General features: G+C 59.3%; 15 protein-coding genes, 2 pseudogenes and 1 riboswitch. Of the genes and pseudogenes, 8 read left to right on the forward strand and 9 right to left on the reverse strand.

The annotated features are described in order from the left end of the window. Positions 1 to 184 precede the first annotated feature (184 nt). The 3 genes from AB4P92_RS02830 to AB4P92_RS02840 all read left to right on the forward strand — a co-directional run bounded on the left by AB4P92_RS02830 (position 185) and on the right by AB4P92_RS02840 (position 5,914). Complete coding sequence (locus AB4P92_RS02830) at positions 185 to 1,864, forward strand: MFS transporter (protein WP_047302110.1); 1,680 nt, start codon at positions 185 to 187, stop codon at positions 1,862 to 1,864. Between the two features lie 257 nt (positions 1,865 to 2,121). Further along, positions 2,122 to 5,535 (forward strand): hypothetical protein, encoded by a 3,414-nt coding sequence (locus tag AB4P92_RS02835; protein WP_395598822.1) that lies wholly within the window; start codon positions 2,122 to 2,124, stop codon positions 5,533 to 5,535. A 160-nt stretch (positions 5,536 to 5,695) separates the two neighbouring features. Continuing rightward, positions 5,696 to 5,914, forward strand: a complete 219-nt coding sequence (locus AB4P92_RS02840) for a hypothetical protein (protein WP_150591635.1) — start codon at positions 5,696 to 5,698, stop codon at positions 5,912 to 5,914. A 172-nt stretch (positions 5,915 to 6,086) separates the two neighbouring features. On the opposite strand, the pseudogene AB4P92_RS02845 reads toward AB4P92_RS02840, so the two are convergent. The 6 genes and pseudogenes from AB4P92_RS02845 to AB4P92_RS02870 all read right to left on the reverse strand — a co-directional run. Further along, positions 6,087 to 6,251 (reverse strand): annotated as a pseudogene (locus tag AB4P92_RS02845) (DUF1801 domain-containing protein); the annotation flags it as partial. Next, a complete protein-coding gene (locus AB4P92_RS02850; RefSeq protein WP_395598823.1) occupies positions 6,247 to 8,274 on the reverse strand; it encodes an LTA synthase family protein in 2,028 nt (675 codons plus the stop codon). The gene AB4P92_RS02850 and the pseudogene AB4P92_RS02845, both read right to left, overlap by 5 nt. 22 nt (positions 8,275 to 8,296) lie before the next feature. After that, entirely contained in the window at positions 8,297 to 8,908 is a 612-nt protein-coding gene (locus tag AB4P92_RS02855; RefSeq protein WP_395598824.1) for a hypothetical protein, read from the reverse strand. After that, positions 8,908 to 10,203: an exo-alpha-sialidase gene (locus AB4P92_RS02860; RefSeq protein WP_395598825.1), complete on the reverse strand. Its 1,296-nt coding sequence runs from the start codon at positions 10,201 to 10,203 to the stop codon at positions 8,908 to 8,910. The genes AB4P92_RS02855 and AB4P92_RS02860 overlap by 1 nt, the downstream gene beginning before the upstream one ends. Before the next feature lie 51 nt (positions 10,204 to 10,254). Continuing rightward, positions 10,255 to 10,800 (reverse strand): cytochrome b/b6 domain-containing protein, encoded by a 546-nt coding sequence (locus tag AB4P92_RS02865; RefSeq protein ID WP_042558899.1) that lies wholly within the window; start codon positions 10,798 to 10,800, stop codon positions 10,255 to 10,257. After that, positions 10,800 to 11,066, reverse strand: a complete 267-nt coding sequence (locus tag AB4P92_RS02870; RefSeq protein WP_042558898.1) for a PepSY domain-containing protein — start codon at positions 11,064 to 11,066, stop codon at positions 10,800 to 10,802. Before AB4P92_RS02870 ends, AB4P92_RS02865 begins: the two co-directional genes overlap by 1 nt. Positions 11,067 to 11,236: 170 nt before the next feature. Here AB4P92_RS02870 and AB4P92_RS02875 point away from each other — a divergent pair, with 170 nt between their 5' ends. From AB4P92_RS02875 to mntP, 3 genes are all read left to right on the forward strand, one after another. Beyond that, entirely contained in the window at positions 11,237 to 11,899 is a 663-nt protein-coding gene (locus AB4P92_RS02875; protein ID WP_042558897.1) for a response regulator, read from the forward strand. Continuing rightward, positions 11,896 to 13,266 carry an ATP-binding protein gene (locus AB4P92_RS02880; RefSeq protein WP_395598826.1) on the forward strand — a complete coding sequence of 457 codons (1,371 nt, stop codon included), beginning with the start codon at positions 11,896 to 11,898 and terminating at the stop codon, positions 13,264 to 13,266. Before AB4P92_RS02875 ends, AB4P92_RS02880 begins: the two co-directional genes overlap by 4 nt. Before the next feature lie 137 nt (positions 13,267 to 13,403). Further along, positions 13,404 to 13,574, forward strand: a riboswitch (yybP-ykoY riboswitch). A gap of 6 nt (positions 13,575 to 13,580) precedes the next feature. Then, positions 13,581 to 14,144, forward strand: a complete 564-nt coding sequence (mntP, locus tag AB4P92_RS02885) for a manganese efflux pump MntP (protein ID WP_042558895.1) — start codon at positions 13,581 to 13,583, stop codon at positions 14,142 to 14,144. 51 nt (positions 14,145 to 14,195) lie between these two features. Here the strand turns inward: mntP and AB4P92_RS02890 are convergent. From AB4P92_RS02890 to AB4P92_RS02900, 3 genes and pseudogenes are all read right to left on the reverse strand, one after another. Next, positions 14,196 to 14,300: pseudogene (locus AB4P92_RS02890) on the reverse strand (DUF72 domain-containing protein); the annotation flags it as partial. A 46-nt stretch (positions 14,301 to 14,346) separates the two neighbouring features. Then, a complete protein-coding gene (locus AB4P92_RS02895) occupies positions 14,347 to 16,134 on the reverse strand; it encodes a thiamine pyrophosphate-requiring protein (RefSeq protein WP_115147976.1) in 1,788 nt (595 codons plus the stop codon). A 177-nt stretch (positions 16,135 to 16,311) separates the two neighbouring features. Then, positions 16,312 to 16,587 (reverse strand): DUF2798 domain-containing protein, encoded by a 276-nt coding sequence (locus AB4P92_RS02900; RefSeq protein ID WP_047302133.1) that lies wholly within the window; start codon positions 16,585 to 16,587, stop codon positions 16,312 to 16,314. 124 nt (positions 16,588 to 16,711) lie between these two features. Here AB4P92_RS02900 and AB4P92_RS02905 point away from each other — a divergent pair, with 124 nt between their 5' ends. Together AB4P92_RS02905 and AB4P92_RS02910 are read left to right on the forward strand one after the other, a co-directional pair. Then, positions 16,712 to 17,653, forward strand: a complete 942-nt coding sequence (locus AB4P92_RS02905) for a LysR substrate-binding domain-containing protein (protein WP_395598827.1) — start codon at positions 16,712 to 16,714, stop codon at positions 17,651 to 17,653. 76 nt (positions 17,654 to 17,729) lie between these two features. Next, positions 17,730 to 18,773 (forward strand): alpha/beta hydrolase family protein, encoded by a 1,044-nt coding sequence (locus tag AB4P92_RS02910; RefSeq protein WP_395598828.1) that lies wholly within the window; start codon positions 17,730 to 17,732, stop codon positions 18,771 to 18,773. Positions 18,774 to 18,777 lie beyond the last annotated feature (4 nt).

The following is an 18,777-nucleotide window of genomic DNA, read 5'->3' on the forward strand; positions in this document are numbered from 1 at the left end:
TGCTAGCGAGTGGATATCTGTCAGAAGCTGATTATGCTTCAGGAAACCTCGCACACCCGCGAGGCGGTCAGACTGTGCAAGTTTCACGCGACAGCAATTGCGGCATACGCCACAAGGCCAGAGTGCGATAAAGCGGTAATGGGGAACTCCGGCCTACAAAAAACACGTACGACGGAGTACACCCATGACCACAATCGACACGACACCCACAGGCAATCCACCTCGCAGCGGCGGCATCACCAAGGAGGAGCGCAAGGTCATCTTCGCTTCGTCCCTGGGCACGGTGTTCGAGTGGTACGACTTTTACCTTTACGGCTCACTGGCGGCGATCATCGCCAAGCACTTTTTTGCAGGCGTCAACGAGACCACCGCGTTCATCTTCGCTTTGCTGGCGTTCGCCGCCGGGTTTGCCGTGCGGCCGTTCGGCGCCATCGTGTTTGGCCGGCTTGGCGACATGATCGGGCGCAAACACACGTTCCTGATCACAATTGTGATCATGGGTGTGTCCACGGCTATCGTTGGTCTACTGCCCGGATACGCAACCATCGGCGTCGCCGCGCCAGTCATCCTGATCACCCTGCGCCTGCTGCAAGGCCTGGCGCTGGGCGGCGAGTACGGCGGCGCGGCGACTTACGTGGCCGAACATGCACCACCGGGCAGACGCGGCTTTTTCACTTCATGGATTCAAACCACCGCGACCCTGGGTCTGTTCATGTCGCTGCTGGTGATCCTCGCCTGCCGCACCGCGCTGGGCACCGAAGCGTTCGAAGCCTGGGGCTGGCGGATTCCGTTCCTGCTGTCGATCCTGCTGCTGATCGTTTCGGTGTACATCCGCCTGCAACTGAGCGAGTCGCCGGTGTTCCAGAAGATGAAGGCTGAAGGCAAGGCGTCCAAGGCGCCGCTGACTGAATCCTTCGCGCGCTGGGACAACCTCAAAGTGGTGATCATGTCGCTGCTCGGCGGTACAGCCGGTCAGGCGGTGGTTTGGTACACCGGGCAGTTCTACGCGCTGTTTTTCCTGTTGCAGACGCTGAAGATCGACCCTCAGACCGCCAACCTGTTGATCGCCGGATCACTGTTGATCGGCACGCCGTTCTTCGTGATCTTCGGTAGCCTGTCCGACCGCATCGGCCGCAAGCCGATCATCATGGTCGGCTGCATTCTGGCAGCGCTGACTTACTTCCCGATCTTCCATGCGTTGACCCAGTACGGTAACCCCGACGTGTTCATCGCCCAGGAGAAAAACCCGGTCAAGGTGATCGCCAATTCCGATCAGTGCTCGTTCCAGTTCGACCCGGTGGGCAAGGCCAGATTCACCAGTTCCTGCGACCTGGCCAAGACCCTGCTGGCGAAACGCGCGATTCCTTACGAGAACGTCGAGGCCGAGCCCGGCACCGTCGCGCAAGTGCGCATCGGTGACAAGGTCGTCGAGAGCTTCGAGGGCAGCGCCCTGCCCGCCGCTGACTTCAAGGCGCGCAACGATTCGTTTACCGCCAATCTGAGCAGCGCACTGAAGGAGGCGGGCTACCCGGAGAAAGCCGATCCGGCGAAAACCAATTACCCGATGATGTTGCTGCTACTGACCATTCTGGTGATCTACGTGACCATGGTGTACGGCCCGATTGCGGCGTGGCTCGTCGAGCTGTTCCCGACCCGCATCCGCTACACCTCGATGTCGCTGCCCTATCACATCGGCAATGGCTGGTTCGGCGGGTTCCTACCGACTGTAGCCTTCGCAATGGTCGCGGCCACCGGGGATATTTATTACGGGCTGTGGTATCCGATCGTGATAGCGGTAATGACGGCGATACTCGGTACGTTCTTCCTGCCGGAAACCAAGGATCGCGACATTCTCAAGGACTGATGCTGATCCATACGGGAACCGAGACAGACTCTCGCCTCCTACCATTCGTCGAAAATCCCTGCGCACCTGTCAGATCTGACAGGTGCGCAATTTTCCCATACAACGTTCAATTACTCCGTCACCTTTCTGAACGGAGTTCCTGATCATGTGCACCCACAAACCACTCGCAAGCAGCAGGCACGCTTTCCCTGTCGGGGCTCGATCAAACAGACTTCTCAATGCCTGAAGTTGTTTCCCCCCACGACAGGAACTTCGACATGCCCTCCGACAATATCTACCTGTTCCCCCACGTCGACGACAACGAGACGCGGTCGCTTCGTCCCCTGCTGATCGCGGGTATTGTTCGTCCCATTAAAGACGGAGATGGCGGCATCAATATCGCAATGGTCAAAGACAACCCCGACGGTATGTTGTGTGCGATCAATCCGTACATCGGCATGAGTGAGCGCGACATGCTCTTCATTTTTTGGGATGACATAGAGGTCTTCACCAGAGAGGTAGCGTCTGACGAAGTCAATAAAACGCTGTTCTTCTATTTGCCTGCGGCGCTCGTGAAACCAGGCTGGGTCGAAAGCTGCTATTACCGGTTGCTGCGAGCTGGCCAGACGACGCCCGATGACGATTCGGTGGCGTCGCGATTATTGGTCAAACTCACGAACCCCGGCGGTCGCGACAAGGCGCCGCATCTGCCGGACGGGCATTCCGAGCTGCATCCGGTGCAGTTGCCCGAAGATGTCGTGCAGCAAGGTATTGATGCCGAGTGGGCGAAAAAAGGCGTGCCCTTTACCATTCCGTTCTACCCGGAAATGGCAGTGGGTGACACGATCCTGGTGCATTGGGGGAGCGCCAACAACATTCTTGCGCCCCATACCGTGACACAGGATGAGGCCGATAGAAAAACCCCCATCGTGATCATCGCCGACCAGGCAGCCATTCTGGCCGGGGGAGACAGTGTGGCATTGCTAGTGCGCTATCACATTCGCGATATCGTCTTTAACTGGGCGGTCCGGCGTTCGCAAAGCACGCGCGTTCGCGTTGATGCCGGTGGCTGGCGCCTGGAAGCGCCCGTCATCGAACAATCGATCAACGGCATCATTACGATCAGGGATCTGAACAAACAGAACGTCACGATTCAGGTTCATGTGCAGAGCAAGGATTTCGCTCTCGGAGACGAAGTGATCTTTTCCTTCATCGGCACGCCCAAGACCGGTAAGCCATTGATCCGTTCAGCGTGTAAAACCGTGAACAGCATACCGACCATTCTGGATTGGGAAGTGTCCTACGCGGATATAAGAGCCATCGCCATGGGCCTGGCGGATGCTTCATTTCTGTTGAAGAAAAAGAATGGCGAGACGCTCTCATCCAGGCGCACTTTTGCCGACGTGGTGGGTGACGTTGTGATGCTGCCAGAGCCGACCATTCGTGAGCTTCGCGGCGACAAGCTGGAGCCAGACGAACCTCGCGCCACCGCGGACCTCCGGTATCAGGGCATAGGCAGCGGCGACTTCATCAACCTGCTGTGGAAAGGCGAGCGATCCAACGGTAACCCGTATGCGCACGAAGCTGAATATACCGTCACCGCCAACGACGCAAAGGCAGGGATCGTCACCTTGCATGTCGACAATGAGCATATCAGCGTGCTCGACAATGGCAGCCTCGATGTTTCATACCGGGTGTCCAACGACCAAGCGGCGCTCTACGGCGTCACTGAATCCGAACGGTTGCTGGCCAAGGTCGAGAAAATTCGCGCCACGCTGCCGATACCGGTGGTCGAGGAAGCCGATCCGCCGGATATGCTGGATCCGACCAACTTGTTCGACATGGTTCATGTACTGATCGGGGCGAATACAGAAAAGGATGACATCGTCACCTACTACTGGCGTGGGGATCATCCCCTCGGCAGTACCAGTGACTGGGCGCCCATCACGACAGTGACCGCAGGCCGGCCTGTGCGATTCAGAGTGGATGTACGGTTCGTGACCCCCAATATCGGAAGAAACGTGAAGGTGATTTATGTGTTGTTGCGAGCCGCCACAGGGCGGTACGAGTATTCGGCAACGCTCGATCTGCTGATAGCTGGATGGATGTCGCCGACGATCGATTCAGTGATCGATGCCAAGGGAGCCGAAATCCCCGACAACGGCGTCACATTCGACACAAACGTCACGGTCAGCGGCACGGCCAGCCCCAACCAGAAAATCCGCTTGCGCGATGGCACCAACACACTGCATGAACCCTCCGCCAATGCTAGCGGCAACTGGAGTCAGGTGGTCAGCTCATTGAGCGTGAAAGCCTACAGCCTCACCGCACTTGCCTTGTATGGCGATGGCCCGGTGTCGCCATTACGCACGTTTACCGTCGCCCAAACTGTCACGCCAACCATCGCCAATGTCACCGATTCCAAAGGCGTGGTCGCGAACGGTGGCACTACATTTGACCGCTCCGTCACCGTCGGCGGCACGGCCAGTCCCAACCAGAAAATCCGCCTGCGCGATGGCACGAGCACACTGCATGAACCCTCCGCCAATGCCAGCGGCAACTGGAGCCAGGTGGTCAGTTCATTGAGCGTGAAAGCCTACAGCCTCACCGCACTTGCCTTGTATGGCGATGGCCCGGTGTCCACGCCGCCACGCACGTTTACCGTCGCCCAAACTGTCACGCCAACCATCGCCAATGTCACCGATTCCAAAGGCGTGGTCGCGAACGGTGGCACTACATTTGACCGCTCCGTCACCGTCGGCGGCACGGCCAGCCCCAACCAGAAAATCCGCTTGCGCGATGGCACCAGCACACTGCATGAACCCTCCGCCAATGCCAGCGGCAACTGGAGCCAGGTGGTCAGTTCATTGAGCGTGAAAGCCTACAGCCTCAACGCACTTGCCTTGTATGGCGATGGCCCGGTGTCCACGCCGCCACGCACGTTTACCGTCGCCCAAACTGTCACGCCAACCATCGCCAATGTCACCGACACCAACGGCACAGTCGCGAACGGTGGCACTACTTTTGACCGCTCCGTCACCGTCAGCGGCGCGGCCAGTCCCAACCAGAAAATCCGCTTGCGCGATGGCACCAACACACTGCATGAACCCTCCGCCAATGCCAGCGGCAACTGGAGCCAGGTGGTCAGCTCATTGAGCGTGAAAGCTTACAGCCTCACCGCACTTGCCTTGTATGGCGATGGCCCGGTGTCCACGCCGCCACGCACGTTTACCGTGGAAACCTGGACAGATTCTGTTACTGATTTTACGAACGGCACTTCAGGCAATTGGCTAAAAGGCCCTGCAGGGTTTCAAGGTCGCGTGACCGGCGGTGTATTTCACAATGACACTACTGCGGCCTCGGGTCACTCCGGTTTATTGTTCAGTCAGACATTCCTGCTATTAGCCGGCCATACCTACTCATTCAGTTATCGAGTCCGAAATTTCAGCCCTCTGAGCAATAACGTCCCACCTATTTTTTCGGTCACGCTTGCATCCGGCCAACAGATTTTGCCGCCCTACAATGTTCCCCGTAACAGCCAGTGGTATACGCAGGCGAGGAATTTTTCAGTCACCCAAAGCGCGAAACATACCATTCAGATAGTGAGCCATCAGGATCGAGGTGGGGGTGGTGGGTCGGATGGTGGCAACGATTATCAGATCGATGACATCATCGTTCGCCTGATCCGGTAATTCGGGCCCAGGACGTGGTGACCCCGGGCAGGTCCAGATTGAGTCATCCTGCGGCCACCCCGTTGCAAGATTTCTCCAGCGTTGATTCAGTAATCGGCAGAAATATCGAACGCTCTGCTTTGGGAGACCTCCAATGTTTACACCAACGGAGGTCAGCGATATGAACAGCAACGACAGCAAAACCCCGAACGCCCCGCCTACCGATACGTCCGGCAAACCGGTCAATGTGGTCGAGCGCGATCTTGCGGACAGGGACGATGACACCAAGGCTGTGGACGAGGTCATCACGCCTTCATCCACTCGGGTCAAAGAGCAGGATGCCGAAGAGCTGCAGCGCAAGGTTGATGAGATCGAGCGCAAGGTCGCGGATGGGAATTGAGTTTTTGAAGTGTCGGCGGGATTTGCCCCCGGACCGCTCCAAGGCGCGAGGTGAAAGGGAGCCGACCGAGTGCAGTTCAAACCCGAGTTCGGCTCCCGATTTCAGGTCGGTGTATCTCGCCAGAACAACGCGGTCAGTCCCCTCTCCCCTTGGGAGAGGGTTAGCAGCGCCACCGCCGCGCGTTGCCGCTCAGGCTGGCGTTGAACCACTTCGCCGGGTCTTCCAATGAAGCGCCCTTGGCAAACGTCATTTTCACCGCGGCCCTGCAGGTCTCGCCGGTGCAGATAATCCCGGCTCTGAACTCAACACTTTGCTCCCGCCAGTTTCCAGCCTCAACGCACGTTGCGGTACAGCATCATCCTGGCGCTTTCGTGCAAGCCTCGGGTCAGTTCCACCAACCGCTGATACTCCTGCGGATTTTGTTCGGCGACGTTTTCCAGTGGGGTTAGCGAGCGCAGGTCGTGCAGGGTCGGATTGCTCCCGTCGTGCTGCATTTGCAGCAGATGATGGCGGGTCACGCCACCGATCAGCGGGAATGTGCCCTCGCGCAATACCAGCGGCACCACACGCTCACCTTCTGGCGGCGGTTGCTGAATATCGCGCCCCATCGCGCCATTGGTGAACGGGATGCCGGCCATGCCCGCAACGGTGGGCAGCAGATCCGCCAACCCCACGGCCTGGTCGATCACCTTGGGCTTGAGCAACCCCGGGGCATGAATGAGCATCGGCACATGATTGCTCTCCAGCCCCAGCTGCTCGAAGGCCGGCGGCATGTGCGGGATCTGGCTGATGCGGGTGTTGTGGTCACCAAAGAATACAAAAATCGTGTTGTCGTAGTAGCCGCCGGCCTTGGCCAGCTCCATCAATTTGCCGATGTTGAAGTCCAGCAGCCGCACGGCGTTGTACTGCTCGACGCTACGTGACCCGGCGGCCTGCACCTGTTCCAGCGACAGGTTACTGACCTGAAAACCGTCGTTGTTCTCGGGAATGGTGAACGGCCTGTGGTTGCCCGAAGTTTGCACGTAAGCGAAGAACGGCTGATCCCTAGGCAGATCGCGAAGTATCCGGTCGCTTTCCTTGAACAGATCCAGATCGGAAATGCCCCACACATCCACCAGCGGCGCGCGCCAGTCGCTTTCCTGGTACAGACGCACGCCCTCGATGCTTTGCTGGATCAGCGCATTGATGTTGGCCCACCCCGCGTTGCCACCAATCATGTAGAGCTTGCGGTAATCGGTGAAGGCATTGATCAGCGTATGTTGGCGGGTGATCAGCGGATGGCGGGTTGCCGTTTCCTGGCGGGTGACGTCGGGAACCCCGGTGATGCTCGCCCATACGGTTTTCGCGGTGCCGGTGACCGGGACGTAGAAGTGCTTGAAGAACCAGCTCTGGGTCGCCAGTTGATCGAGATTAGGCGTCGGGTTGAGCGGGTTGCCGTAAGCCCCGACTGCGCTGGTGCCAAGGGACTCGAGCATGACGAACATCACGTTCGGCGTACCTGCGACCCGGTACGGCTGCACGCCCTGCTGGCGATCAAAGGTCAGCCTTTGTGCGTCCGGACGATCCACGCCCAGATAGCGCGCAACCGCCGGGTAATGCTCGCGTACCTGAGCCTCGTCAAACTGCGCCTGCCCTGCCTTGAGCGTGTCGTACAGAAACAACACCGGGTTGAGCCCTAACGCCGCCGTCTGCGCGTTACCGGAGAAAAATGCATCGCTCCAGCGCAACGGCACCGGGTTTTCCAGGTTGAGATTTTCCACTCGTCCGAGCAGTGCCAGCAGCACGGCGATCAATCCGGCCCCGGTGCCGATGGCGAGCGAGGTGCGTCCGATGGCCCGAGGCTCACGCGTCAATGTCAGCTTTTCAAGACGCAAGAATCCGCAGAACCACAGGCCCAGCACCGTGAGCCAGCCTAGGGTAATCCACAGCACCGGATAGGTTTCCCGAACCATCTGCTGCGAGATCTGCGCATCCTCCAGATAACGCAAGATCGTGGCGTTGATCCGCACCCCGAGGTAGGCGTAATGGCCAAAATCGATGATGTACACCAGGCCAACAATGCCCAGCGCCAGCAGCCAATAACCTCGAGCAACAGCACGCAACAACGGCACTCGTATCAGGTTCCAGCGTGGCAGCCAGGCCAGCACGGCCAGTGGCAACATCAGCAACACGGCCAGCCGCAGATCGAAACGCAGGCCGATGCCGAGGGTTTCGCGCAGCTGCGGATTATCGACAAACTCGCTGAGCGCAATGCCGGAAAAACCCAGCACAAACACCAGCCTGAGCAGAGCGAACAGCAAAAATGTCAAACCTGCCGCACCCACGCCGTAGCGCAGGCGTCGCGATTGCAAGCAGCCCATCGTTAACCTCTGAGTCATTCGTTTAGATAGAAGATGCCGCGACAGCCGACGTCCGGCGTAAACGCCGCCAGATCGATTCGAGGCAAAGCATCGCGCCGGCCACCAGGCAGTAGCCAACCAGCAGCGGATCGATCAGGTAATCCCAGTAGTTTTCCGAAGCCTTGAGCCTCAGCGCAAAGGCCAGCGTGCCGAGCGCGAGCATCCACACCGCCAAGCCATTGCGCAGCCATACCAACGCCAGCGTCAGCAGGCCGATGCAGACGATCATCGGCTGCGGATTGAAACCCCAGCGGTAAGGGTCGACATAAGTCAGGCCCATTGTCGCCGGGTACAACACCGCGGCCAGCAGGCCAAACACCAGCAACACTTGCATGCGCACCACAGGTTTCACCGGCTGGACGACGCCCAGGCGCAACAGGCTCGCCCAGCCCAACAACACCAGCGTGGTGATCGCCAGATCATCGGTAAAACTGCGTACATACGCGGCCAGCGGCAGGTGATTGACCGGTATGAAACTGACCAGCGCCAATAGCGGCAACAACCAAGGGCGCCAGCGCCGGGTGCCGCGCAATGACCCCAGCAGGACAAAACCCAACAGGATAAAACTCAAATGGGCTTGCCATGGAAACAGCATCACAGGCGCTCCTCCAGCCAGGCTTCATTGAAACTGACATGTTTGATGAAGGTGTTATTCCACGAATACACCAGGTGATAGAGGCCGTCGGTGCCACGGCTGAAATAGGGGTATTCGTACTCGAAATCACAGCCTTGCGGCTTGCACACGCGGTAATCCAGATTGCTCAGGAAACGTTGTTCCAATGGCAGCCGGCGCGCGCCGCTGGAGGCGCGAAAACCTTCGCCAATGATCGCCTTATAAGCTTCGGGCGAGAACGGCTGACCAAGCGGATCCGGTGACTGGTCGAGTTCGATGACGCTGCGCCAGTCTTTGAAACTGGCATCGGTGCCGTACAGGCTCAGCTTGAACCGACCATCGCGCAGATCGTTCAATGCCACCAGCAGACCATCGTCAGCGGTGCCCACGGCGGCCAGCGAAGAGTTGGGGTTGGCCGGTTCCAGCGGATACGGCTCGCTCCATGTTTGCCCGGCGTCTTCGGTGCGGCTGGCGAGTACGCGATGATGGGTGTCACCGGCATAACGCAGCATCGCCACGGCGCGGCGGGCGTCCAGGGGCACAATGGTGGGTTGCAGCGAGTTTTTGCCGCGGCTGATGCGGAATTTATCGATGACCGCGCCGTCCGCGCTCAGGTACAGGTATTCGGCAAATTTGCCCATGAATTCGTGATACACCGGCAAACCGATTGAGCCGTCGGCATGGAACACCGGCGCGGCGCGCACCAGCGTGCTGATGTTGAAGAATGGCGAGGTGATCAACTGCCGTGGCGCCGTCCAGTTACGCCCCATGTCATTGGAGACCATCACGTTGATCGCGCTGGTGGCCCAGCCGCCCACGGACACTGAAACGTAGAACATCCACAGACGTTGATCCGGCGCCAGGGCAATCACCGGGTTGCCGAGTTTGCGGATATATCGACGCGTGCCGTCACGGGTCGATTCACGGGTGGCCAGCACGTGTTCGGCGCCCCACTCCGCGGTGTCGGCGTCATAGCGCGCGGTGCGGATCTGCACATCAGCGGCGCCTTCGCGCGAGCCGGCAAACCACACAGCCATCAGATCCCCGCCGGGCAACGCCGTGACCGAGGAGGAATGCACAAAGTCTTTCAGTTCAGAGGAAACGAAACGGCTGCTGTACTTCGGTTCGGGGGCTGGCAGCGCGGCGTCGACCGGGGCTGTTGCGACCGCGAACGGCGCCAGAACATGGGTTGGATGGCTGCGCCAAGCAGCCAGAAAAACAAGGCACACGGCCAGACTGGCAAGTATAAATTTCAGGCGTAGAGATAACGCACGCATAGTCAACTCGCGGCAAAGGCAGGATGGGTGGCAATCGGCAAAAAATCCTTGTCAGCGCGTCGAATCGTCCGGCAATCGGCGACGGCGTCCGGTGAGCATCGACAACGGCAAGTTGTCGCGAACCTGAAAGCTTTCAAACACGGCGGCGGCGATGTGGATGCAGACCAACACCAGCAGGCCATCAGCTGCGGTTTCATGAACCTGAAGCGGCCAATCGGCGCCCCACAGGGCATCAATCTCTTCCATGGCCCAACCGCTGAGGCCGACAGTCAACAGCGCCAGCAGCATCAGAATCATCACCAGCGCACCCAGCGGCGAATGCCCAAGACGATGTTCGGGTCGCCCGGCCAGCAACGAACGCGCGTGGCTGGCAAGTCGCGACGGCGTCGGCCAGAAGTCCGCCCAACGCGCACTGCGTGGCCCAATGAACCCCCACACCATTCGCACCAGCAGCCAGGCTACGGCGTAGTAGCCGAGCCAGACATGCCAGTCATCGCCGGCCTCATTGAAGAAGTAATTGGCGACGAAGACACCCGCGATGGACAGATGAAACAGCCGTACCACGGGATCCCACAGGCGCAGGGACTCGCTCGGCATCAGCCCTTGATCTCGGTCTTGATCGCTTTGCCGCTGACCGGGTCGTGGTAGATCTCGACCTTGCGCTTGTCTTTGTCAAAGCCGTAGATCTCATAGCAATTGCCATCAGTGACTTTGAACTTGCTGATCTCGTAGCCCTGGCCTTTCAGTTTCTCTTGAAACGCCTTCTCGTCTTGCCATTGCGAACGCTCAGCGGTGGTGCATTGCGGGCCGGCAAGCGCCATCGGGCTGGCGACAATCAGGGATAACAGCAGAAGTTTACGCATGGAAACACTCTCGCTCGATGAGGAAGGCCTCACTGTGCAAAAGCAACCTTAGTGAAAGCTTAGTTGGCAACGAGTCGTTACATCTTTCCCGTCGGCCGGACTGCCACGGCTGGCCGTACAGCGGCATGATGCCGCCGATCAAACGCCCTATTTCCTACAGAGAACCGTCCATGCGCCTACTTCTGGTCGAAGATGATCGCGCCCTCGGGCAAGGCATCCGCGTTGCGCTGAGCAACGAAGGCTACACCCTCGACTGGTTGCAGGATGGCATCAGCGCCTTGCATGCATTGCGCAGTGAAAGCTTCGATCTGCTGTTGCTCGACCTCGGCCTGCCACGGCTCGACGGTCTGGAGCTGCTGCAACAACTGCGCGGCGGGCAGCAGGACTTGCCGGTCTTGATCCTCACCGCCCGCGACGGCACCGCCGAGCGCATTGCCGGGCTGGATGCCGGCGCCGATGACTACCTGATCAAGCCGTTCGATGTCGACGAGTTGAAGGCACGCATCCGTGCCTTGCTGCGCCGCAGTCAGGGGCGTGCGCAACCGGTGCTGGAGCATGCGGGCGTGTGCCTCGATCCGGTCAGCCAACAGGTAACCTGGCACGGCAACGACGTCGTGGTGACACCGATGGAATACCAGTTGCTCCATCAGCTGTTGGTCCGCCCCGGCAAAGTCGTCACTCGCGAGCGCTTGTCCCGGGCTCTTTACGGTTGGCAGGAGCGGGTCGAGAGCAACACCCTCGAGGTGCTGATCCACAACCTGCGTAAAAAGCTCTCCACGGAGTTGATCCGCACCGTGCGCGGCGTCGGTTATGTCGTGGAGCTCAACCCATGATTTCCATACGCGCGCGGATTCTGGTGCCGGTGCTGATTCTGGTACTGATGGGCGATGTGCTGATCAGCTGGCTGGTGCTGCGCGACAGTCACCATGAAATCGAAGAGGTCTACGACGCACAACTGGCGCAGAGTGCGCGCTTGTTGCAAGGCGTGCTGGCCCAGCGCGCACCGGGCGACAATAACTGGGATCGGCTCCATCATGCTTTCGATCAGGCCATGAGCCGGGTTGGCGATGGCGAAGCCGCACACCCCTATGAAACCCGACTGACGTTTCAGGTCTGGCGCAGCGACGGCCAATTGCTGATGCGTTCCGCCGAAGCACCGGAACTCAAGGCGCCACCAACGACGCTGGGCTCGCACGACTTGATAGACAACGGCCGCGACTGGTGCGCCTTCCTGCTCAAGGATACGCAGCAGGGGCTATTGATCTGGGTTGGTGAACGTGACGACATTCGTCAGGACCTGATCGAGCGTATCGTCGGTCATACGTTGTGGCCGAGTGTGATCGGTGTGCCGCTGTTGGCCCTGCTGATCTGGCTGACCATCGGCTGGGGCCTGCAACCGCTGCGGGCCATGGCCCAAAGCATTCGTGGGCGCAATACCGAAACGCTGAAACCGCTCAACCTCAGCCCCCTGCCCCACGACCTCGAACCGATGCAAACCGCGCTCAACCGGTTGTTGCAGCAGATTGACAATCTGCTGGGGCGCGAGCGACGTTTCATCGCCGACGCGGCACATGAGCTGCGCACGCCGCTGGCGATTTTGCGCATCCACGCGCAAAACGCGCAATTGGCCGGCACGCCGCAACAACGCGAAGAGGCGCTGGAGTTTCTGCTCAGCGGTGTCGACCGTGCCACGCGCATCGCCAGTCAGTTGCTGACCATGGCGCGCATCGAGCCGCGTCTGGCCAATCCGGAAAAAAGCGCAGTGGAACTGACTGCGCTGGTACGCGAAGAACTGGCGGAACTGGCGCCGCTGGCACTGGAAAGAGACGTAGAGCTGATCCTCGACAGCGACCACCACTGCCCGGCAGATACCGATCCCGTCGCCCTGGCTATCGCTCTGCAAAACCTGGTGACCAATGCATTGAACTTCGCCCCACCCGGCAGCGAGGTGCGGGTTCAGGTGCTGCCGCAAACTTCCGGGGCGGTGTACATCAGCGTCGAAGACGCCGGCCCCGGTATCAACGAACAGGATTACGCACGGTTGTTCGAACGCTTTTACAGTCACGGCCACGCCAACGGTGCCGGGTTGGGGCTGGCCATTGTGCAAATGATCGTCAGCAAGATCGGCAGCACGTTGCAGCTGTACAACCTGCCGCAGGGTGGATTGTGTGCGCAGTTGCGGATCAATGAGACTCACTGAAATGTATGCCGGATAGTTAAGTCTGGCGGTGACTCTGTGGTGAGGGGATTTAGCGAACGCCCTCACCACAGGTTATTCGTCGCCTTCGAATTAATCGGGGGCTTTGACAAAATTTTCATATTCGTCCGACTAACATCCGCAGCCTCGTTGGGGAGTAGCCTGTTTCCGAGACTTTCGGAAGCGTTCGTATCAACATTCTCGGCAACCTGCCGTGGTACGAACACCTTTTGGTTGGTGAGACCGACGACACATTCATGCCTAAAGTCGGGCGTGTGATTGTGTCGTTGACTCATAGCCCGACTGGAAGTGTTGCCGTGAATCCCGTTTCCCTCATATTTCTCGCCCTCGCCATGTCCACGGATGCGTTCGCCGCTGCCATCGGCAAAGGCTCCAGCCTGCACAAGCCGCGTCTGACCGAAGCCCTGCGCACCGGTCTGATCTTCGGTGTCATCGAAGCCATCACACCCGTTATCGGCTGGCTGATCGGTCAGGCCGCCACCCGTTGGGTCGCCGAATGGGACCACTGGATCGCCTTTACTCTGCTGGTGATTCTGGGCCTACACATGATCTACAACGGCCTGAAACACGACGACGAGGAAGAAGAGAAATCCGGCCAGCACTCGTTCCTGATTCTGGCCGTCACCGCGTTCGCTACCAGCATCGATGCGCTTGCCGTTGGCGTGGGCCTGGCGTTTGTCGACGTGAATATCTGGGTGGCCGCCGGCGCTATCGGCTTGGCGACAATGACCATGGTGACCCTCGGCGTAATGCTCGGCCGTGTGCTGGGTGCGGTGGTTGGCAAGCGTGCGGAGATCGTCGGTGGCGTGGTGTTAATGATCGTCGGTTCGACGATTTTGTATGAGCACCTGTCTGTCTGACTCAGAGAACAAGGCAGTGGCGATGCCGGCCAGCGACTTGTTGATGGCCGGCGGACGATAGAACGAGCTGTTGATTTCCACGCTATTCAATCGCACGGCGAAGCGCTGCAGGTGCGTGCCTTGCGCCGGGAATGAAGGCCAATGCTCGCGCCCCAGACTTCACCCTGCATAGCTAATGAAAACCAACAGCCCCCCCGCTCGGTTATTTTTTGCCGGGCAATACCGAACTCAGTACTTGTTTGGCGGCTTGCACGATGATCCCCGCCTCATCCGGATCGCCCTTGAGCAACGTCGTGGCGAATTTCTTCGCCTGTTCAAGCTTGATGTGCGGTGGCAATGGCGGCACGTTCGGGTCGGTCTTGAACTCGATCAGCACCGGCACGTCCGAGGCCAGTGCCTGTTCCCAGGCCGCCGCCACGTCTTCTTCGCGGTCGACGAAAATACCTTTCAGACCGATGGAAATGGCGAACAAGTGATAAGGCACATCGGGGATGCTCTGCGACGCCTCGAATTTCGGATCGCCCTCCATTACCCGCTGTTCCCAGGTGACCTGATTGAGGTCTTCGTTGTTGAATACCGCGCAGATCCATTTCGGGCTCGCCCATTGGCGCCAGTATTTGGCGACGGTGATCAGTTCGGCCATGTTGTTCATCTGCATCGCACCGTCGCCCACCAGCGCGATGACCGAGCGCTCGGGATAAGCGAATTTGGCCGCGATGGCGTAAGGCACGGCGGCGCCCATCGAGGCCAAACCGCCAGACAGAGAGCACTTCATGCCCCGACGAATCTTCAAATCGCGGGCATACCAGTTCGCACATGAACCCGAGTCGCTGGTGATGATTGCCTGATCCGGCAGGCGCGGCGACAACTCGTACACCACCCGTTGCGGATTAATCGGTTTGGCTTTGGCCATGGCACGCTTTTCCAGGGTTTTCTCCCAAGTGCCGCGCCACCCTTCGACTTTCTTGCGCCATTTGCCCGAGCTTTTCTGTTCGAGCAGCGGCAGCAACGCGGCCAGTGTTTCTGCTGCATCGCCCTGCAGATTGACCTCCATCGGATAGCGCAGGCTGAGCATGTCGGGCTGCAAATCGATCTGCACGCCGCGCGCCTGGCCTTCCTTAGGGAGGAATTCTGAATACGGGAAACCCGAGCCGATCATCAGTAAGGTGTCGCACTCGGCCATCAACTTGTAGCTGGGTTCGGTGCCGAGCAGGCCGATGCTGCCCGTGACCCACGGCAAATCGTCGGGCAGCACGGCTTTGCCGAGTAGTGCTTTGGCGACACCGGCGCCGAGTTTTTCGGCCACGGCGATGACTTCGTCAGTCGCCTCCAGCGCACCAGCGCCGACCAGAATCGCGACCTTTTCCCCGGCATTCAGCACGTCCGCCGCACGCTGCAAATCTGCCTCGTAAGGCATGATTTTCGGCTTGCTGTAGCCGACACCGGAATGCGCGGTGCCATGCGCACGGGCCGGTGCCTCATAGGCCAGATCCTGCAAATCGTTGGGCAGGATGATCGCGGTGACGCGACGTTCGCCAATCGCCGTGCGCACCGCGCGGTCAAGCAGATGGCGGACCTGCGAGGGCGCCGATGCCTGCTGCACAAACGCGCCAGCGACGTCCTTGAACATCGAGACCAGATCCAGTTCCTGCTGGTAGTGACTGCCCAACGCGGTGCGCGCCTGCTGACCGACAATCGCCAGCACCGGCATGTGGTCCATCCGCGCGTCGTAGAGGCCGGTGATCAGGTGCGAAGCGCCGGGGCCCGAAGTGGCGATACAAACCCCCAGCTCACCGGTGAACTTGGCATGCGCCGATGCCATGAACGCGGCCATTTCTTCATGGCGTGCCTGTATGAATTCGATCTTTCCGTTGGCTCGGTCTAGCGCGCCAAATACGCCATTGATGCCGTCGCCCGGATAACCAAAGATCCGCGTGACGCCCCATTGGCTGAGCCGCTCAACCAGAAAATCTCCTACTGTCATCGTCATCGTGTGCCTCGCCTTTCACCGGTGCATGGAGCTTTCCGGCAGCGCATCCGCCGGAAGTTGTAAGGGTCTGGACACTCGGGTTGGTGGCGAAGTTTCGACTTTCTGGTGGTCGGTGCCTATCCGCCTGGGTAACACGCCAACATCTGTCGGGACGCGCCGAACCGGGACGAATGTACCTCACCGATGCGGATGCACCGTCCACGCCACCAGTTTGATCACGATGGGCCGAACGAAGAGGATGCACAGGAATGCCACCGGCATCGCCAGTTTGTAAGCGTGGAGCGCATTACTCAGGTAGTCGTTATCAATGCCGGAATTGGCGGCGGTGATCACCAGAGACATCAGAAACGCCATGATCGTCGCCATGTACAACGCAAACACATAGGGTGTGGCACGCGCTGACAGCTTGCGACGACTGACATACAGGGCATCGGAGCTTGTTCTTTGATTCATATGGCTTTTGCATCCATTGACAGGGAGCGGGCACCTTAGCAAAGCCCTTTGCCTCCAACTAGACGGCCAATCACAGGTACTTTATAAAGCATTACTTACGAATCCTCTTCCCGGCAGGCCATGGATGAATCTGTTAGCGGCGATTGCCAGTTTTATCAAAGTGGTCGAATCGGGCTCCATTGTCGGTGCAGCCAAAACCCTGGGCGTCAGTGCAGCGGCGGTGAGCCAGACGATCAATCGTCTGGAGGCGCATCTCGGCGTGCGCTTGCTGCAACGCACGACGCGGAGCATGGCGCTGACTGAAAACGGCGCGGTGTACTACGAAAAGGTCAAGCGCATCGCGGCGGATCTGGAGTCGGCGCAAAGCTCAATCAGCAATGAAGAAACCGAACTGCAGGGGCGACTGAGCATTGCCTCGACGTCTGCATTCGGCCGGCATGTGCTCGCACCGCTGATCGCCGGTTTCGCCGCACAGCATCCGCGCCTGCTGCTTGAGCTGTCGACCACCGACGGCAAGATCAGCCACATTCAGGATGGCATTGATCTGAGCCTGCGGATCAAACCGCAACTGGAAGAAGGCATTGTCGCGCGCAAGATCGTGTCGCTGCCCTTCATCCTGTGCGCCGCCCCCGCCTATCTCGAGCGCGCAGGCGTGCCGCAATCACCGCACGACCTGCAAAACCATGCATGCCTGGCGTTTCGTTATCCTTTTGATGGGCGATTTCTGCGCTGGAGTTTTCTGCGCGACGGCCAGCGTTACGAGGCCAATATCAACGCCACAGCGATCAGCGACGACATCGACGCACTGGCGCAGATGGCAATCAGCGGCGCCGGCATCACGCGTCTGGCGGAGTTTGTAGCAGCGCCTTACATCGCCAGCGGTCAACTGCTGCCACTGTTCGAAACCCGTCACGGCGCACAACACGCCGTTGTCGAACCCATGGAGATTTACGCCTGCGTGCAGGAGCGCGCGGCAATGACGCCGAAGGTCAAAGCGTTCATGGACTATTTAATCGAACACTTGGCGCTGCGCTGGCCGATGGAACAGCTGTCATCGGGGCGCTAAAAGATACTCGCTGAAACATGTGGATTAAGGCAAAGTCCACATCGCCAATCGAGGCTCATCATGGAAGATAAAAACAATGAAAAAGGCTTTGCGCGCCCTGCTTCTGCTCTGCCTGACCACCCACGCATTCGCTGACGACACGCCTATCGGTTTCCAGCGTTCAACACTGCCCGACACGGACAACATCCGTCCGTTGGAAATGGTCGTTTGGTACCCTTCCCGTGCAACCACCAGTGCCCCCAAGTTGATCGCCGACAATCCGGCATTTGTCGGTGTCCTGTCTGTCGAAAACGCAGCACCGGCTGAAGGCGAACACCCATTGGTGGTGCTTTCCCACGGGTATCGCGGCAATTGGACTAACCAGGCATGGCTGGCCAGCGCGCTGGCGCATCAGGGTTACATCGTTGCGGCGGTCAATCATCCCGGTAGCACCACGCATGACCGTAGCCCACAAGCAGCCGCGCAGCTATGGCAGCGTCCCGCAGACATTGGCCGGGCCATTGATGCGGTGACGGCTCAGCCGGCAAAATTTGGTGAAGTCGCGACGCGGCGTATTGCCGTTATCGGTCATTCACTTGGCGGCTGGACAGCAATGGAAATCGCCGGCGCGCGTTTCGACACGGACCTGTTTGCCCGCGACTGCCGCGTTCATCAGAAGTTAGCCAGTTGCGGCGTTTACCAAACCATGAATCCCGCGAGCAACCCGGCATCAAAGGCCCGACTCGCCGCTGATTTACGCGACAAGCGCGTCACGGCCGTGGTGGCATTGGACCTGGGTTTGTCCCGCGGCTTCACGGATGCCAGCCTTGCAGCGCTGCCGGTGCCGGTGTTGGTGATCGCAGCGGGCGTGCCGTCTGAAGATCTGCCGGCCGAGTTGGAGTCCGCCGACCTGGCCAAGCGTCTACCCAAAACGTCGAGCCAGTACGTTGAAATTGGCGATGCCAGCCATTTCAGCTTTCTGTCGCTGTGCAAACCGGGCGCGATAGCCATGCTCGAAGAGGACGTGCCTGGTGATGGCATCATCTGCACCGATGGCCAGGGTGGACGTCCGCGTGAGGTGCTCCAACAGCAGGTTATTACGCTGATCAGCGAGTTTTTGGATCAGCCTGCAGGTCATTGAAGAA

Source organism: Pseudomonas sp. A0308, assembly GCF_044218815.1.
GTDB classification, from domain to species: domain Bacteria; phylum Pseudomonadota; class Gammaproteobacteria; order Pseudomonadales; family Pseudomonadaceae; genus Aquipseudomonas; species Aquipseudomonas iridis.

Bases quoted from the DNA above. Each gene is read 5' to 3' on its own strand.
- AB4P92_RS02830 (WP_047302110.1), top strand. From the start codon at position 185: ATGACCACAATCGACACGACACCCACAGGCAATCCACCTCGCAGCGGC.
- AB4P92_RS02835 (WP_395598822.1), top strand. From the start codon at position 2,122: ATGCCCTCCGACAATATCTACCTGTTCCCCCACGTCGACGACAACGAG.
- AB4P92_RS02840 (WP_150591635.1), top strand. From the start codon at position 5,696: ATGAACAGCAACGACAGCAAAACCCCGAACGCCCCGCCTACCGATACG.
- AB4P92_RS02850 (WP_395598823.1), bottom strand. From the start codon at position 8,274: ATGGGCTGCTTGCAATCGCGACGCCTGCGCTACGGCGTGGGTGCGGCA.
- AB4P92_RS02855 (WP_395598824.1), bottom strand. From the start codon at position 8,908: ATGCTGTTTCCATGGCAAGCCCATTTGAGTTTTATCCTGTTGGGTTTT.
- AB4P92_RS02860 (WP_395598825.1), bottom strand. From the start codon at position 10,203: ATGCGTGCGTTATCTCTACGCCTGAAATTTATACTTGCCAGTCTGGCC.
- AB4P92_RS02865 (WP_042558899.1), bottom strand. From the start codon at position 10,800: ATGCCGAGCGAGTCCCTGCGCCTGTGGGATCCCGTGGTACGGCTGTTT.
- AB4P92_RS02870 (WP_042558898.1), bottom strand. From the start codon at position 11,066: ATGCGTAAACTTCTGCTGTTATCCCTGATTGTCGCCAGCCCGATGGCG.
- AB4P92_RS02875 (WP_042558897.1), top strand. From the start codon at position 11,237: ATGCGCCTACTTCTGGTCGAAGATGATCGCGCCCTCGGGCAAGGCATC.
- AB4P92_RS02880 (WP_395598826.1), top strand. From the start codon at position 11,896: ATGATTTCCATACGCGCGCGGATTCTGGTGCCGGTGCTGATTCTGGTA.
- AB4P92_RS02895 (WP_115147976.1), bottom strand. From the start codon at position 16,134: ATGACGATGACAGTAGGAGATTTTCTGGTTGAGCGGCTCAGCCAATGG.
- AB4P92_RS02900 (WP_047302133.1), bottom strand. From the start codon at position 16,587: ATGAATCAAAGAACAAGCTCCGATGCCCTGTATGTCAGTCGTCGCAAG.
- AB4P92_RS02905 (WP_395598827.1), top strand. From the start codon at position 16,712: ATGAATCTGTTAGCGGCGATTGCCAGTTTTATCAAAGTGGTCGAATCG.
- AB4P92_RS02910 (WP_395598828.1), top strand. From the start codon at position 17,730: ATGAAAAAGGCTTTGCGCGCCCTGCTTCTGCTCTGCCTGACCACCCAC.